At 74.7% G+C, this 16,065-nt stretch carries 14 protein-coding genes; 2 read left to right on the forward strand and 12 right to left on the reverse strand.

Going from position 1 to position 16,065, the window contains the following annotated elements; all coding sequences use genetic code 11:
- Window positions 1-85: 85 nt before the first annotated feature.
- Window positions 86-715, reverse strand: coding sequence for an LURP-one-related family protein (locus ABT295_RS10250; RefSeq protein WP_352394245.1), 630 nt, complete (start codon window positions 713-715; stop codon window positions 86-88).
- A gap of 34 nt (window positions 716-749) precedes the next feature.
- Between ABT295_RS10250 and ABT295_RS10255 the strand changes: the two genes are divergently transcribed.
- Window positions 750-2,018: a GNAT family N-acetyltransferase gene (locus ABT295_RS10255; protein ID WP_352394246.1), complete on the forward strand. Its 1,269-nt coding sequence runs from the start codon at window positions 750-752 to the stop codon at window positions 2,016-2,018.
- Window positions 2,019-2,027: 9 nt separating this feature from the next.
- Here ABT295_RS10255 and ABT295_RS10260 read toward each other — a convergent pair whose 3' ends face one another.
- Genes ABT295_RS10260 through ABT295_RS10270 form a run of 3 tightly spaced genes read right to left on the reverse strand, consistent with a single transcriptional unit; the run spans window position 2,028 to window position 4,844 of the window.
- On the reverse strand, window positions 2,028-2,921 hold the full coding sequence (locus ABT295_RS10260; protein WP_352394247.1) for a phosphoribosylaminoimidazolesuccinocarboxamide synthase: 894 nt from the start codon (window positions 2,919-2,921) through the stop codon (window positions 2,028-2,030).
- Window positions 2,918-4,204, reverse strand: a complete 1,287-nt coding sequence (gene purD, locus ABT295_RS10265) for a phosphoribosylamine--glycine ligase (RefSeq protein ID WP_352394248.1) — start codon at window positions 4,202-4,204, stop codon at window positions 2,918-2,920. The genes ABT295_RS10260 and purD overlap by 4 nt, the downstream gene beginning before the upstream one ends.
- A 10-nt stretch (window positions 4,205-4,214) precedes the next feature.
- Window positions 4,215-4,844 (reverse strand): GNAT family N-acetyltransferase, encoded by a 630-nt coding sequence (locus ABT295_RS10270; RefSeq protein ID WP_352394249.1) that lies wholly within the window; start codon window positions 4,842-4,844, stop codon window positions 4,215-4,217.
- Between the two features lie 59 nt (window positions 4,845-4,903).
- On the opposite strand from ABT295_RS10270, the gene ABT295_RS10275 reads away from it, so the two are divergent.
- Window positions 4,904-7,225, forward strand: coding sequence for a HelD family protein (locus tag ABT295_RS10275; RefSeq protein WP_352394250.1), 2,322 nt, complete (start codon window positions 4,904-4,906; stop codon window positions 7,223-7,225).
- A 314-nt stretch (window positions 7,226-7,539) separates the two neighbouring features.
- Here ABT295_RS10275 and ABT295_RS10280 read toward each other — a convergent pair whose 3' ends face one another.
- From ABT295_RS10280 to ABT295_RS10315, 8 genes are all read right to left on the reverse strand, one after another.
- Window positions 7,540-8,427, reverse strand: a complete 888-nt coding sequence (locus ABT295_RS10280; protein ID WP_352394251.1) for a DUF559 domain-containing protein — start codon at window positions 8,425-8,427, stop codon at window positions 7,540-7,542.
- 182 nt (window positions 8,428-8,609) lie between these two features.
- Window positions 8,610-9,524, reverse strand: a complete 915-nt coding sequence (locus ABT295_RS10285; protein ID WP_352394252.1) for an adenosine deaminase family protein — start codon at window positions 9,522-9,524, stop codon at window positions 8,610-8,612.
- Window positions 9,521-10,954, reverse strand: coding sequence for an aldehyde dehydrogenase family protein (locus ABT295_RS10290; RefSeq protein WP_352394253.1), 1,434 nt, complete (start codon window positions 10,952-10,954; stop codon window positions 9,521-9,523). The genes ABT295_RS10285 and ABT295_RS10290 overlap by 4 nt, the downstream gene beginning before the upstream one ends.
- 21 nt (window positions 10,955-10,975) lie before the next feature.
- Complete coding sequence (locus tag ABT295_RS10295) at window positions 10,976-11,749, reverse strand: SDR family oxidoreductase (protein WP_352394254.1); 774 nt, start codon at window positions 11,747-11,749, stop codon at window positions 10,976-10,978.
- Window positions 11,749-12,657, reverse strand: coding sequence for a dihydrodipicolinate synthase family protein (locus tag ABT295_RS10300; RefSeq protein WP_352394255.1), 909 nt, complete (start codon window positions 12,655-12,657; stop codon window positions 11,749-11,751). Before ABT295_RS10300 ends, ABT295_RS10295 begins: the two co-directional genes overlap by 1 nt.
- The gene (locus ABT295_RS10305; RefSeq protein WP_352394256.1) at window positions 12,654-13,466 is read right to left on the reverse strand and encodes an enoyl-CoA hydratase-related protein; all 813 of its coding nucleotides are present in this window, start codon (window positions 13,464-13,466) and stop codon (window positions 12,654-12,656) included. The genes ABT295_RS10300 and ABT295_RS10305 overlap by 4 nt, the downstream gene beginning before the upstream one ends.
- A complete protein-coding gene (locus tag ABT295_RS10310) occupies window positions 13,463-14,674 on the reverse strand; it encodes a CaiB/BaiF CoA transferase family protein (protein ID WP_352394257.1) in 1,212 nt (403 codons plus the stop codon). The genes ABT295_RS10305 and ABT295_RS10310 overlap by 4 nt, the downstream gene beginning before the upstream one ends.
- Entirely contained in the window at window positions 14,671-16,059 is a 1,389-nt protein-coding gene (locus ABT295_RS10315; RefSeq protein ID WP_352394258.1) for an FAD-dependent oxidoreductase, read from the reverse strand. Before ABT295_RS10315 ends, ABT295_RS10310 begins: the two co-directional genes overlap by 4 nt.
- Window positions 16,060-16,065 lie beyond the last annotated feature (6 nt).

Genomic DNA, 16,065 nt, shown 5'->3' on the forward strand with positions numbered 1-16,065 from the left:
GGGCGACGTCCGGGAGGACGGCCCCGAGTCTATCCGCCACCGCGCACGCGGCGGACCGCGTCTCGGCGGACCGGCCTGCGCCGGCTCAGCGCGACTGGAGGGCGTCGAGCGCGACCGCCATCGCCATGCCGACCCGCCAGTCGATCGCGCTGCCGTCGGCGAGCGCCGGCAGCTCCACGTGGTAGACGTCCTTGAGGCCGGCCTTCTTCGTCGAGCTGAGCGCGATCCGGCCGTCCGCACCGGTGAAGTCGAAGTGGAACAGGAACGGACCGGGGATCTCGCTGACGATCGGCAGCACCTCCCAGAGCCGCCGCGCCACCGCCACCTTGGCGTTGCGCTCGCGGCCGACGAACTCGCGCCCGTCCGGCAGGCCGAGCGTCCACGTCGAGTTGAGGAGCGAGGCGCCGAACTGCTTCTTGAACCAGCCGATCGGCTGGCCCTGGCTGTCCGTGACGTCGTAGCCGGAGCCGAGGTCGAGCCGCTTGCGCGCCTTGAAGCCGAAGAGCGGGTGGGTCTTGGCGGCGTCGGTGAAGAAGGTGACCTGCTCCTTGGCCGCCAGTCGCTTCTGCTCGGCGAAGCACAGCAGGCCGAGCTCGCGTCCCGCCTCGTCGACGCGCACGATGTCGTAGCGGTTGACCATGAGGGTCAGCTTCTGCCGCAGCAGGTAGCGGTCGGCAGGCACGTCGGAGGTGGCGTCGGCGGCGGGCTCGGTCATGCCGACAGCGTATGCCGGGTGGCAGGCTCGTCCCGTGACCCACCTCGTGCGCCCGGCCGGCCCCGACGACCTCACGGCCCTGCCCGCCCTCGAGGAGGCCGCCGACGAGGTCTTCGCGGCCCACGGCATCGGCCCGCTGCCGCCCGGCGCCGCGGGCGTCGAGGAGCTCGGGAGGGCGGCGCACCTGCTCGTCGCGGGTGACCCGGTCGTGGGGTTCGCGCGCCTCGACGTCGTTGACGGGGCCGCGCACCTCGAACAGCTGTCGGTGCTGCCGACGGCCGCGCGGCGCGAGGTCGGGGGCGCCCTCGTCGAGGCCGCTGCCGCGTGGGCGGCCCGTGCGGGCCACGAGTCGCTGACGCTGTGCACCTTCGCCGACGTGCCGTGGAACGGGCCGTTCTACGCCCGCCGCGGCTTCGTCGCGGTGACGGACCCCGGGCCGGGCCTGCGGGCGCTGCGGGCAACCGAGCGACGACTCGGGCTCGACGGCGTGGGGCGTCGGGTCGTCATGCGGCGAGGGGTCGGGCCGTGGTCGGCGCTCGGCGACCTCGCGTCGGGTCTGGCGGCCGCGCTGGGCACGCACCTGCTGGGGCTCTGGGCGCACGGGTCGCTCGTGGGCGGCGACTTCGACCCGGCGCGCAGCGACCTCGACGTGCTCGCCGTCGTCGCGCGCGCCCCCGACGCGGCGGTGCTCGAGGCGGTGACGCCCGCGCTGGCGGTGGTGGAGCGTCGGCACCCGGCATGGCGCGGGCGCATCGAGGTGGAGACCGTGGGGCTGCCCACCCTGCGCGCCGCGGCCGAGGGGGTGGGCGCCACGGAAGAGCCGGCGGACGCCATCCTGCGCGTCAGCCCCGGAGAGGCCCTCCACCTGCTGCCCGCGACGCCGCACCGGGTGCTGACGTGGGCGTCGGTGCGGTCCCGGTCGACCCCGCTGGCCGGCCCGGCGGCCGCGGACGTGATCCCGGAGTTCCCACCCGCCCTCCCCCGCGCCGCGCTGCTCGCGCACGTGCGCGACTGGCCGGTCTGGGTCGAGGGCATGCAGGGGCCGGGCGGGCAGGCGTACGCCGTGCTGTCGATCTGCCGCGCGTGGTGCGCGCTCGTCGAGGGCGAGCAGCGCTCGAAGCGCGAGGCTGCGGACCGCTTCGCCGGGTCTGCCTCCCCCGACGACGCCGGCCTCGTGCGCTGGGCCCGCGACTGGTGGTACGCCGGTGGCGCGGACGACGAGCCCGGCCGCTTCGACGCGGTGCGCGACCTCGTCGGGCGCACGAGCCGGCAGCTCCTCGCCCGGGAGGGCCCGACGCAGTAGCGCGGAGGGCTAGAAGCGCTCGCCGGTGAGGCGCTCGTAGGCCTCGACGTACTTGGCCCGGGTGGCCTCGACGACGTGGGCGGGCAGCTCGGGCGGCGGGCCGCCGGCCCTGCGGTCCCAGCCCGACTCGGCCGACGTGAGCCAGTCACGGACGAACTGCTTGTCGTAGGAGGGCTGCGGGTGGCCGGGCTCCCAGAGCTCGGCCGGCCAGAAGCGCGACGAGTCGGGCGTCAGCACCTCGTCGGCGAGGACGAGGCCGCCGGAGCCGTCGGGCGCGACGCCGAACTCGACCTTCGTGTCGGCGATGAGGATGCCGCGGTCGGCCGCGATCTCGTTGCCGCGCGCGAGGATCGCGCGGGTGAGGCGCGACACCTCCGCCGCGACGTCGGCGCCGAGCTCGGCCGCCACCTCGTCGGGCGCCATCGGCAGGTCGTGCTCTCCGACCGGGGCCTTCGTCGTCGGGGTGAAGACGGGCTCGGGCAGCTTCGAGCCGTCGACGAGTCCCTCCGGCAGCGGCACCCCCGAGACGGAGCCCTTGGCGTCGTACTCCTCCAGGCCGCCGCCCGTGAGGTAGGCGCGGGCGATGGCCTCGACCTTGAGCATCTGCAGCTTGCGCACGAGCACCGCGCGGCCGGCCACGGCGTCGGGCACGTCGGTCGAGACGACGTGGTTGGGCACGAGGTCGGCGAGCTGGTCGAACCACCAGAGCGAGAGGCGGGTCAGCACGGCCCCCTTGTCGGGGATCTCGGGCGACAGCATCTCGTCGTACGCGGAGAGCCGGTTCGAGGCGACGAGGAGCAGCTGGTCGTCGACCACCTGGCCGTCGGCGTCGAGCGGTGCGTAGAGGTCGCGCACCTTGCCGGAGTAGACGTGGGTGTAGCCGGGCAGGTCGAGCGCGCTCATCGCGCTCCTCCCATCTCGAGGTCGCCGCGTTCGGCGCGCAGGGCGATGTCGGTGCGGTGGTGCGAGCCGTCGAGCTCGATGACGGCCACGGCGTCGTAGGCCGCCCGCCGGGCATCGGCGAGCGAGGGCGCGACGGCCACGACGTCGAGCACGCGGCCTCCCGCCGAGACGAGCGCGCCCTCGGCGTCGAGGGCGGTGCCGGCGTGGAGCACGACGACGCCGGGCACCTCGGCGGCGGCGTCGAGGCCGGTGATGGGGTCGCCGGTGCGGGGCGACGCCGGGTAGCCCTCCGACGCGACGACGACGACGACCGCGTGGTCGGGTGACCAGCGGAGCGGGCCGAACTCGCCGAGGCCACCGGTGGCGGCCGCGAGGAGCAGCTGGGCGAACGGCGTCTCGAGCCGGGCCAGCGTGGCCTGGCCGTCGGGGTCGCCGAAGCGGGCGTTGAACTCGATGACCCGAGGGCCGCGGGAGGTGAGGGCGAGACCGACGTAGAGGGCGCCGACGAACGGCGTGCCACGGCGGCGCATCTCGTCGATCGTCGGCTGGGCGACGCGTCGCACGACGTCGTCGGCGAGCCCCGTGGGCGCCCAGTCGAGCGGCGAGTAGGCGCCCATGCCACCGGTGTTCGGGCCGGCGTCGTCGTCGCCGACCCGCTTGAAGTCCTGGGCCGGCGCGAGCGCCACGACGCTCTCGCCGTCGCTGAGGCAGAAGACCGAGACCTCCGGCCCGTCGAGGAACTCCTCGACGACGAGGCGGCCGTCGGGCTTGGCGAGGCAGGCGCGCGCGTGCTCGAGGGCCGCGTCGCGCGAGTCGGTGACGACGACGCCCTTGCCGGCGGCGAGCCCGTCGTCCTTGACGACGTGCGGGGCACCGAGCGCGTCGAGGGCCGCCTCGACCTCGTCGAGGCTCGTGCAGACGTGGGCGAGCGCGGTCGGCACGTCGGCGGCCGCCATGACCTCCTTGGCGAAGGACTTGCTGCCCTCGAGGCGGGCGGCCGCGGCGGACGGGCCGAAGACGGCGAACCCGGCCGACCGGCATACGTCCGCGACACCGGCGACGAGGGGCGCCTCGGGCCCGACGACGACGAGGTCGACGTCGTGCTCACGGGCGACCCCGACCACCGCGTCGCCGTCGTTGATGTCGACGGCCACGCAGAGCGCGGTCGCGTCGATGCCCGGGTTGCCGGGCGCCGCGATGACGGCGTCGACCTCAGGGTCAGCCGCGACGGCCTTGACGAGAGCGTGTTCGCGGGCACCGGAACCGAGCACGAGGACCTTCACGGCGACCAGCCTAGGGGGCGGCCACCCGCGCCAGCAGGCCTGCCCGGACCGTGGGCCACTCGTCGACGAGGATCGAGTGCACGGCGGTGTCGCGCCACGACCCGTCGGCGCGACGCACGTCGCGGCGGGTGATGCCCTCGAAGGTCGCGCCGAGCCGCTCGATGGCCGCGCGCGACCGCACGTTGCGCACGTCGGTCTGGATCCTGACCCGCCCGAAGCCGCAGTCGTCGAAGGCATGCGCGAGCAGCAGCAGCTTGCTCTCCGGGTTGACCTGCGTGCCCCACCAGCGCGAGCCGATCATCGTCCACCCCAGGTGCACGTGCTCCCGTACGAGGTCGACGTCACCGAGCGAGCTCGACCCCACGACCGTGCCCGCCGGGCCGAGCGGACCGTCCGTGACGAGCCGCATCGTGTAGGCCGTGCGGCCCGACGCGCGCGCGGCCACCGAGAGCGCCACGAGCTCCTCGGTGTCGGCCACCGACCGGTGCGGCCGCATCATCTCGAATCCGTGCTCGTAGCACCGGGGGTCGGAGTAGACGGCGGAGAGTGCGGGTGCGTCGTCGGGCACCGTGACGTCGAGCCGGACCACCCTCCCGACGAGCGGCGCGCCGGAGGGTGGCGTTGGGGCCTGCGGTGCCATGTCATGACAGTAGACTCGATGGTTCCCGCGCCGCCTGCGGCTCCCCCTCGAGTCCTTGGATGTCAGTGAGCATGTCGAACGCATCGTCCCAGCGGACCACGACGCCCGGTCCGCGCGACATCACGCCGGTGCCGGCACCGGGCGGCCCGGACGAGCTCGCCCGCGAGATCGCCGTCGAGCAGGCCCACGTCGACCGGGTGCACGAGGAGCTGGCGAAGGCCGGCCTGCGCGCCGACACCGTGCAGGCCGAGGGCCTGGCCCGCACCGAGTTCGGTCGCCTCGTCGAGATCGGCGACGCCGAGGGGGCCGGGCTCTTCGAGCGCGACGCCCTGATGTTCCACGCCGCGAAGCGGCGCACGGCGCTCGACACCCAGTACGAGGGGCTCGTCTTCGGCCGGCTCGACATCGACCACGCGATGCTGCGGGCCGACGTCGCCGCCGGCACCGCCGCGGCGGGCAACGGGCACCGGCCCACGACGACGAGCGACGACCGCGAGGTCCGCTACATCGGGCGCCTCGGCGTCCGCGACGACGACTACGAGCCGCTCGTCATCGACTGGCGCGCCCCGGCGGCCTCGGCCTTCTACCGCGCGACGCCCACCCAGCCGATGGGCGTGCTCCGCCGCCGCGTGCTCCGCAGCCGGGGCACGACCGTCATCGGGGTCGAGGACGACCTCATGGTGCCCGAGGCCCCCGACGACCTCGTCGTCGTCGGCGACGGCGCGCTCATGGCCGCCCTGACCCGCAGCCGCGGCGAGCGCATGCGCGACATCGTCGCGACGATCCAGGCGCACCAGGACGAGGCGATCCGGGCGAGCGCGCGCGGCGTCACCGAGATCACCGGTGGCCCGGGCACGGGCAAGACGGTCGTCGCCCTGCACCGCGCGGCCTACCTGCTCTACTCCGACCGGCGCCGCTTCGAGTCCGGCGGCATCCTCGTCATCGGCCCGTCGGGTGCCTACACGGCGTACATCGAGCGCGTGCTGCCCTCGCTCGGCGAGGAGAGCGTCGTGCTCCGGGCCCTCGGCGACGTCCTCGACGTCGTGCATACCGAGCGCCACGACTCCCCCGCCGTCGCCCGCACCAAGGGCTCGACCCGCATCCGCACCCTCCTCGGTGCCGCGGCCCGCGGCCGCGTGCCCGACGCCCCCACGGAGTTCCGCGCCATGGTGGCCGGTCGGCCCGTACGGCTCGAGGCCCGCGACCTCGACCGGGTGCGCTCGCAGGTGCTGCGCCAGCACCAGCGCAACACGGCCACCGGCGCGGCCCAGGCCGCGCTCGGCGAGGCCGCGTGGGCCACCCTCGGCGTCAGCGGCGACCGCGAGGCCAAGGCCGAGTTCCTCGACCGGTGGGAGGACCACCTCGACGTCGAGGCGTTCATGCAGGCGTGGTGGCCGCAGGTCGACCCCCGCGAGGTGCTGCTCTGGCTCGCCGACCCCGCCCTCGTGCGCCGGCACGCCCGCGGCACGCTCCGCGAGGAGGAGGTCGGCCCGCTCGCGGCGTCCTTCGCGCACGCGCTCGCGACCGGCACCTGGTCGGTGGCCGACGTCGCGCTCATCGACGACCTGTCGGCGCGCGTGGGCCCGGTGCAGGAGGCCGAGCAGGAGGAGCGCGGCTTCTACGAGATCGAGGAGCTCGAGGACCTCAGCTCCTACGGCGTCACCGAGGTGCAGCCCGTGCGCAGCGCCGCCCGGGACAGCTCGAGCGCCGTCGCCCCGACGGAGCCCCGCGAGCGGCTCCTCGCCGGCCGCATCGACCGCGCGGACGAGTACGCCCACGTGCTCGTCGACGAGGCCCAAGACCTCTCCCCCATGCAGTGGCGGATGATCGGCCGCCGCGGCCGCCACGCCTCGTGGACCGTCGTCGGCGACGCCGCGCAGGCGTCGTGGCCCGACGCCGCCGAGGCCGCCGCCGCGCGAGAGGAGGCCTTCGGCTCGCAGGCGCGCCAGCGCTTCCACATGGACACGAACTACCGCAACGCCCGCGAGATCTTCGACCACGCGGCCGAGGTCGTGCGCCGCGAGGTGCCCGACGCCGACATCCCCCAGGCCGTGCGCGAGACCGGGGTGCAGCCCGTGCTGGCCGCGCTCGGCGACGACCCGCTCACCACGGTGCGCGAGGCCGTCGGCGCCCTGCTCGGCCAGGTCGAGGGCGCGATCGCCGTCATCGCGCCCGCCGCCCACGCCGAGCGGCTCGCGCCGGTCTCGGGCGCCGGTGACGGTCGCGTGCAGGTCATCGACCCGATGTCGACCAAGGGCCTGGAGTACGACGCCACGGTCGTCGTCGACCCCGACGAGATCACCCGCGAGTCGCCGGTCGGCATCCGGGTGCTCTACGTTGCCCTGACGCGTGCCGCCCACCGCATGACCGTGCTGTCGTGAGGCGGGAAGGTAAAGAGTTGTTCAACAAATGAGGGAACTCTCCCGCTGAGGCCCGGGCGGGGTGATCATTGACCTATCGCCAAGGAGCGCGAACACACCCTCCCCGCCGTCTCCACATCCCCCTCGAGACCCTTGGCGAAACGGCACACACAGTCCCGTCCCCCAGGCGTGGACGCCGCACCGGGTGAGGGACGAGATGCACCCCCCCTGCATCTCGCCCCTCACCCGCTCCCATGTCCGCGCCCGGCAGGCCCTCCCACGGCCCGTCCCGACGGACCGCCACGAACCTGCGCTCGGACGAGGTCCACGCACGCTCAGGGGGCACCGCCGCGGTTCGTGGCGGTCCGTCGGCGCTCGATCGTCGTGGCCCGGAGCGCGCCCACCACGTAGCCGGCGTCGAACATCACCTCGTCCCACGTGAACCGGGTCACGACCCAGCCCCGCATCGCGAGCCCGGTGTAGCGCCGACAGTCGCGCTTGAGCGCCGCCCGCGTGCCGTGGTTCTCGAAGCCCTCGGCCTCGACGACGATCAGCAGCTCGGGGTCCGCGAGGTCCACCTGGGCGTGGAAGCCCTCGCCGGCGACCACGTGCTGCGGCGTCACGTGGAGCTCGGCGACCTGCAGGCACAGCGCGCGCAGCACCGACTCGAAGGGGTTCGCCGCCCTGGGGTCGGCATGGCGCAGCACCCCGACCACCTTGCGCCGCGAGCGCAGCGGCAGGGCGATGGCCGCGCCGGCCACCTCCACGGGTGACACGCCGTGGCGCCAGGCGGAGTCGGCGACCGCCAGCGCCTCGTCGAAGGGCAGGTCGAGGCAGCAGTCCACGACGGTGCGCGCCCGGCTCGTCACCCAGCCGTCGACGACGTCGCCGGTGCCGAGGTCGCGCCAGTGCCGCTCCACGCCGGTGCGGGCGGCGGGCCGGAGCTTGCGCCCGCGCGGGAACGTCAGCTGCGGCAGCACCGGCTCGTGCTTGACGGCCCAGCCCCAGTGCAGGGCCGCGGTCAGGTGCGAGGCCGTCGCGCAGAGCGCCTCGGCGGTGGTCCGGGCCGCGAGCAGGCTCGGCAGCCCGTAGCGGCCGCGCCGCAGCCGCACCACCGTCCCGGCTGCGACGGCCCGGCGCAGCTGGCGCCGCCGCACCGACGGCCGCAGCTCTGACCACCGGGCGCTGCCGCCGAGCTGCGCCACCACCGTCGCGACGTCCACCGCCCCAGCCTCGCGCGGCCGCTGGCTGCTGCGACGGCGTCGTCCACAGGGTCCGACCGACCGCCACGAGCGCGGGCGGCACCGGCAGGCGAGCACGAGTCGGCGCGGCCGCCGCGGTTCGTGGCGGTCCGTCGCCCCGCCGAGGCCGTATGCCGGGTGGCGCGGTCAGCGGGTGGAGCGGGTCAGTGGGTGGCGCGGAGGCTGCGACGCAGCGAGGTCTCGAGCAGGCGGTCGACCTCGGCGTCGGTGAGCGACCAGGCGGCCGCGCAGCGAACCAGCTCGTCGACGAGGCCGATGCCGAGGAAGCCGGGGATGTCGGTGCTCAGCGTGACGTCGACCCCGGCCCGCAGCAGCACGGGCAGCGGGTGGCTCGCGAGGTCGGGCACGATGCCGAGCGCGACGTTGGACGACGGCGCCATGTCGACGCAGATCCCCCGCTCGCGCAGCAGCTCGAGCAGGGCCGGGTCGTCCTGGGCCCCGACGCCGTGGCAGAGGCGGACGGGGTCGAGGGCGAGCGCCGCCCGCACCCCGGCCGCTCCGGTGCCCTCGCCGCAGTGCGGCACCACCGGCAGCCCACCGGCGGCCGCACGGGCCAGTGGCTCCGCGAACCTGCCGGGCGGGTTGGCCGCCTCGGCGCCGGCCAGGCCGACGGCCACGACGCCCCGACCGGCCCAGCGCAGCGCGAGGTCGACGCTCGCCTCCGCCTCGGCCACGGGCAGGCCCCGGTTCACCCCGAGCACCACCCCGGCCCGGCCGTCGGCCCCGTCGACGAACGCCTCGACGACGCCGTCCACGGGACCGAGCCGGCCGGCATACGTCGTCGGCGCGAGGTGCACCTCGCTCCACCCGACGCCGTCGGCCGCCTGCCGGTCGACGAGCTCGCGCGCCACGCGGCGCAGGTCGTCGAGCGTGCGCACGAGGTCGCGCGCCCGTTCGTAGGCGACGACGAAAGCGCCCTGGTCGGCGAAGGGGCCGTTCGGCGGCACCGGCAGGCCCGACCGGTCGGCGAGCTCGCGCGCGGTCCGCTCGCCGATGGCGGACTCGAGGTGCAGGTGCAGCTCGGCCTTGGACCGCGCGCGCAGCTCGTCGGGAGTCACACGTCGTGCCCGACGTAGACGCTCTTGCTCCACGTGTAGAAGTCGACGGCACGGGCGCCCTGCTCGCGGAAGGTGTTCGACGACGAGTCGCGCACCCCGCCGAAGGGCACGTTGAGGTCGAGGCCCGTCGTCGGGCGGTTGACCTTGACGACGCCGACCTGCGCGCGAGCGGCGAAGTCGTAGGCCGTGCCGAGGTCACGCGTGCAGACACCGGCGGTCAGGCCGTAGGACGAGTCGTTGACGCGGGTCAGGCCCGTCTCGTAGTCAGGCACGTCGACGACCGCCACGACCGGCCCGAAGACCTCGTCGCGCGCGAGCGCGCTGTCGTGCTCGACGTCGGAGAAGACGACGGGCGCGAGCAGCTGGCCGTCGGGTCCGGCGAGGCCGGCGCCGCCGTCCGAGCCGGCCGCGAGCGCCGCCTCGATGGCCGCGACGTCCTTGTCGAGCTGGGCCTGCGAGACGACCGGGCCGATGGTCGTGCCGTCGGCGAGGCCGTCGCCGGGGCGGGCGGCGGCCGCGAGCTCGCGCAGGCGGGAGACGAAGGCGTCGCGCACGCCGGGCGTCACGTAGACGCGCGACGTCGCGGTGCACGCCTGGCCCGTCAGGCCGAAGGCGCCGGCGGCCACGGTGGCCGCGGCCTGCTCGACGTCGGCGTCGTCGAGCACGAGGTAGGCGTTCTTGCCGCCCATCTCGAGCTGCACGCGGGCCCGGCGGCCGGTGACGACGTCGTGCAGGTGGCGACCGACGGCCGTCGAGCCCGTGAACGACAGCGCGGCGACGCCGGCGTGGCTCGCGAGGGCCTCGCCCGCGACCGAGCCCTTGCCGTGCACGACGTTGAGCACGCCGGCGGGCAGGCCGGCGTCGTGCAGGGCGGTCGCGAGGTGGTCGATCGAGAGCGGGGTCAGCTCGGCCGGCTTGATGACGACGGCGTTGCCGGAGATGAGGGCGGGCGCCATCTTCCAGGCCGGGATGGCGATCGGGAAGTTCCACGGGGTGACGAGCCCGACGACGCCGAGCGGTTCGGCGCGGGTGTGCACGCTCGTGGACGGCACGACGCTCGGCAGCGTCTCGCCCGTGGGGCGCCACCCGGCGGCGCCGAAGAAGCGGAGCACGTCGATGGCGCGGCGCACCTCGCCCATGGCCTCGGCGCGGGTCTTGCCCTCCTCGCGCACGAGGTCGGCGGCGACGTCGGCGTGCCGCTGCCGCAGCAGGTCGGCGGCGTCGAGGAGCACGGCGCCGCGCGCGACGGGGGTCATCGCGGCCCAGCCGGGCTGGGCCGCGGCGGCCGCACCGACGGCGGCGTCGACGTCGGCCGCGCTCGAGGCCGGCGAGACCGCGACGACCTCGTCAGGGCGGGCGGGGTTGCGGCGCTCGGTCGTCGCCTCGCCCGTGCGGGCGCCGTCGACGAGGTTCAGGACGTGGGTGGTCATCAGGTCTCCTGGGGTCGTGGTTCAGAGGTTGGCGAGCAGGCCGCCGTCGCAGCGGACGAGGCCGCCGGTGACGTAGGAGGCCCGCGCGCTGCAGAGGAAGGCCCCGACGGCGCCGAACTCGGCGGGCTCGCCGTAGCGCCCGACCGGGATCGCGGCGCGCGAGGCCGCCTGCACGTCGTCGAGGCTGCGGCCCTGGCGGGCGGCGGCGGCCTCGTCGAGCGCGGCGACCCGGTCGGTCGCGATGCGCCCCGGCAGCAGCATGTTGACGGTGACGCCGTCGGCGGCCACCTCGGCCGCGAGGGTCTTGAGGTAGGCGGCGAGCGCGGCCCGGCCGACGTTCGAGGCGGTGAGGTTCGGCAGCGGCGCCTCGACGCCGCTCGACCCCACGGCGAGCACGCGGCCCCAGCCTCGCGACCGCATGGCGGGTAGCGCCTGCCGCACGAGGTCGACGTGCGGCACGAGCAGGGTGTCGGTGGCCGCCCGCGCGCCGTCGGCGTCGAGGTCGGCCGCACGGCTCGGGGCGGGGCCCGGGCCGTTGAGCACGAGCACGTCGGGGTCGCCGTAGGCGTCCCGCGTGGCCGCGAGGAGCCCCGCGGCGGCGTCGGGGGCCGTCACGTCGACCTCGACGCCGGTCGCCGAGGGCAGCGTGGCGGCGAGCGCCTCGGCCCTCCCCCGGTCGCGGCCGCAGACGACGACGTGCGCGCCCTCCTCGGCGAGCGCCGTCGCGATCGCCGCGCCGAGGCCGCCGGTCGAGGCGAGGACGAGGGCCACCCGTCCGGTGAGTCCGAGATCCATCACTCGCCCCCGTTCGGGTCGGTGGCTGCCGCGGCCGCGGCCACGTGGGCCTCGAGGAGCGGGCGCATCGAGTCCGGCAGCGACCGGGCGGGCGGGCGCACGGCCGACTCGGCGATGAGGCCGCGCCGGCGCAGGCACTCCTTGCGCACGGCGAGGGCGATGCCGACCTGCTGCTCGAAGGTGATGAGCGGCAGGTAGGGCAGCAGCTGCTCGCGCGCCTTGCCGGGCTCGGACGGGTCCCACGCCTCGACGGTCGCGACCAGGGCCTCGGGGAACGAGAAGCCCGTCATCGCGCCGGCCGCGCCGCAGGCCAGCTCGTCGAGCAGGTTGATGCCGCCGAGCCCGCCGAAGACGGGCACGTCGCAGCGGGCCGTCAGCTCGGCCACCGCCACGGGCGTGGGCGGCGCCTCGGCCTTGACGGCCGTGACGTGCGGCGATCGCGCGACGAGGTCGCCGAGCATGGCCGAGCTCACGTGCACGCCGCTCACGACGGGGTAGTCCTGCACGACGACGTCGGCGCCGGAAGCCTCGTGGACGGCCCGGAGGTGGGCGTCGAGGGTGGCGACGTCGGCGCTGTTGGCCTGGACCATGACGCCGGCGAGGCGGTCGCCGACGAGCTCGACGGCCATCCGCGCCTCGTCGATGACCGGCGCCGTCGCGAGGGAGGTGCAGCCGACGACGAGCGGCAGGTCGGTGGAGTCGAGCACGGTCTCGAGCACGAGGCGACGCTCGGCCCACGACAGGCGCGCGGCCTCGCCGAAGACGCCGAGCACCGTGAGGCCGGCGACGCCCGCGGCGTCGGCGTGCTCGACGAGCTGGGCCACGCCGTTCTCGTCGACGTCGAAGGTCGAGCCGGAGAAGGGCGTCGCGAGCACGCCCCAGACGCCGGGCCGCATGTGCCGGTTCACCGGTCGCTCCAGACGGGAGCGCGCTTCTCGCGGAAGGCGTCGACGCCCTCGGTCGCGTTGGGGCTCGTGAGGCACTCGACGAGGGCGGGCAGCCTTTGGGCGCGGGCGTCGCGGTCGGTGAGGTGGTCGGTGCGGTTGACGATCTGCTTGATGGCACGCAGCGAGGTGGGCGCGCAGGCGAGCACGTCGGCGAGCCAGCGGTCGACGGCGGCGTCGAGCTCGGCCGCGGGCACGACCTCGTTGACGAGGCCGAGGTCACGCATCTCCTCGGCCCTGGCGCGGCGCCCGGTGAGGAGCAGCGACATGGCGCGCGTGTGCGGGATGCGCCGGACGAGCTTGACGATGCCGCCGTCGAGCGGCAGCCGCCCGACCCGCGGCTCGGTGAGCCCGAACTGCGCCGTGTCGGCCGCGATGACGATGTCGGCACCGAGCACGATCTCCATGCCGCCGCCGAACGCGTAGCCGTTGACCCGCGCGATGACGGGGACGTCGAGGGTGCGGCGCAGGCTGAGGCCGGCGAAGCCGTTGGGGTCGAGGTCGGCCCAGTAGTCGATGCCGTTCTTCGCCGTGCCGCCGGCGCTCATGTCGGCGCCCGTGCAGAAGGCGCGGTCGCCGGCGCCCGTGACGACGACGGCGTGCACGCTCGGGTCGCGCTCGATCTCGTCCCAGATCTCGTTGCAGCGCCGGTTCGTCGCGTCGTCGACGGCGTTGAGCACGTGCTGGCGGTCGATCGTCACGTATGCCACGTGTCCTCGCCGCTCGAGGCGCACCTCGTCGGTGCGCTCCTGCGTCATCGCCTCGGTGCTCATCGGATCACCCCGTCCGAGAGGAGGGCGGCGACCCGGTCGTCGTCGTAGCCGAGCTCGCGCAGCACTTCGGCGTTGTGCTCGCCGAGCATGGGGGCCGGCCGGCGCATGCCGTTGGGGGTGCCGGAGAGGCGGATCGGCGCGTCGAGCACGCGCATCGTTCCGCCGTGCGGGTGCTCCATCTCGACGACCATGCCGTTGACGGCGGTCTGCTCGTCGGCGAGCGCCTCGACGAGGCTGCGCACCGGGGCGCAGAGGATGTCGACGGACTCGAGCCGCTCCACCCAGTGCGCCGTCGTGTCGGTGGCGAACCGCTCGCGGAAGAGCGCCTGCAGCTCGGGCCGGCGCTCGAACTGGCCCTCGAGCGTGTCGAACCCGGGCTTGGTCGACCAGTCCTCGTCGAGCTCGAGCGCCTTGCTGATGTCGCGGAGCGGGTTCTCCTTGAACGCGCCGACCATGCAGACGGCGCCGTCGCTCGTCGGGAAGACACCCGAGAGCGGCATCGAGGCCCAGTTGACCTCGTGGCCCCGGTTGAGCTGGGTCGAGGCCTCCTGCATCTGCATGTGCAGCATCGAGTCGTACATGTTGACCTGCACCTTCTGGCCCTCGCCCGTGCGGTCGCGGGCGATGAGGGCGAGCAGGATTCCCTGGCACAGGTGCATCCCGGTCGTGTAGTCGGCGAGGGTCGTCGGGTAGACGCTCAGCGGCACCGTCTCGTCCGAGCGGCGCCACATGACGCCGGAGTAGGCCTGCGCGATGACGTCCTGGCCGCCCTTGTGCGCATACGGCCCGGCCTCGCCGAAGCCCGTGCCCGACGCCCACACGAGGGTCGGGTTGACCTCCTTGAGCGCGTCGTAGCCGAAGCCCATCCGCTCCATCACGCCGTGCCGGAAGTTGCTGACGACGACGTCGGCGCGGCGCACCAGGTCGAGCACGACCTCCCGGCCCGACTCGGTGCGCGTGTCGATGGTGACCGACCGCTTGTTGCGGTTGATCGAGATGAAGATCGGGTTCTCCTGCCCCGCGGGGTCGGGCAGCGAGTTGCGCGACAGGTCGCCCCACACCGGCCGCTCGACCTTGATCACCTCGGCGCCGTAGTCGGCGAGCATCTGCGTGCACGACGGGCCCATGTAGACCTGGGTGAAGTCGAGCACCGTGACGCCGGTCAGGGCTCCGGGGCTGCCGGTGGGGTCGGCGGCGGGCGTGGTCATCGCTGGATCTCCTCGCTGGGGTGGGGGCTCGGGTCGATGGTCGCGTTGGGGGCGGGACGGTCGCCGGGGTCGGCGCCCTGGTCGCGCATGCGCAGCTGGATCTCGTCCACCGGCACGTCACGCACCGGCAGCGCCTTCTCCACGGCCAGGGCCGCGGCGATGCCGGCCGCCTGGCCCTGGGCCATGCACGGCGGGATCTCGCGCGACATGCGCTGCGCCTCGGGGGTCGCCGAGTAGTGTCGCCCGGCGACGATGAGCTGGTCCACTCCGACGGGCAGCAGCGAGCGGTAGGGGGTGTAGTAGTCGCGGCCGCGGGCGACGGAGTCGGCGAAGTGGCGCCGGTTCACGACGTCGTCCTTGGTCACGACGTACTCGCCCTGGAGCAAGCGCGTCTGGCGCACGCCCATCTGCTGCGCGACGTCGAGGACGTAGGCGTTCTCGAAGCCGGGGAGGCTCGCGCGGATCTCGGGGAGCGCGGCGGCGATCCGGTCGCGCGCGGCGAACTCCGCGTTCGTCAGCGACTCCGGGTCGGCGCCGTCGAAGCCGGTCATGTGCGGGGTGTTGCACCACACGACGCCGGGCAGCGGGGTCTTGAGCCACCACAGCTCCCAGGCGCCACCGAGGAGGCGCTTGATCTTGCGGTTGGCGGCGCGCGCCTCGCGGGGGTGCTCCTGCTCGAAGCGCTCGGCGGCGGCGGTGTCGACGCCACCGAGGCGGAAGACCAGGGTCACGAGGTAGGAGTCGTGCGCATACGGCGCCCCGGCCCGCGACGCGACGTCGATGTCGCCGGTCGTGTCGATGACGACGTCACCGAGGATGGCCTGCGGGCCCTGCTTCGTCTCGACGACGACGCCCTTGAGCACGCCGTCGTCGACGATGGGCAGCGAGAACCAGCTGTGCATGCGCAGGTGCACGCCCGACTCGCGCACGAGCTCGACCGACGTCGCCTTCCAGGCGTCCGGGTCGAAGGCGACGGCGTAGCAGATCGGCTTCGGGTTGCTGTGGGAGTGGAAGTTGAAGGTGCCCCAGCGCCCCCACTTGTTCCACAGCTCCTGCGAGGCGGCGCGCTCCTCGACCGGCGGGTAGACCGCGAGCTTGGTGCGCGCCATGCGCTCGACGTACTCGTCGACGATGCCGGTCACCGTGATCTCGTCACCGTTGACCATGTCGTCGAGCACGAGCACCATTCCGCCGGAAGCGAGTCCGCCGAGGGCCGAGTAGCGCTCGACGAGCGTCACGTCGACGCCGCTGCGCGCGGCGGAGACCGCGGCGCTGACACCGGCGGGCCCTCCCCCGACGACGACGACGTCGCTGCGGCGCACGACGGGGGCGGTCACCTCGTCGGAGCTGATGGCGAGCGGGTGGGTCTGCTGCTGGGTGTTCATGAGGGG

The sequence above is a fragment of the Terrabacter sp. NPDC000476 genome (genome assembly GCF_040300125.1).
Lineage (GTDB): Bacteria > Actinomycetota > Actinomycetes > Actinomycetales > Dermatophilaceae > Terrabacter.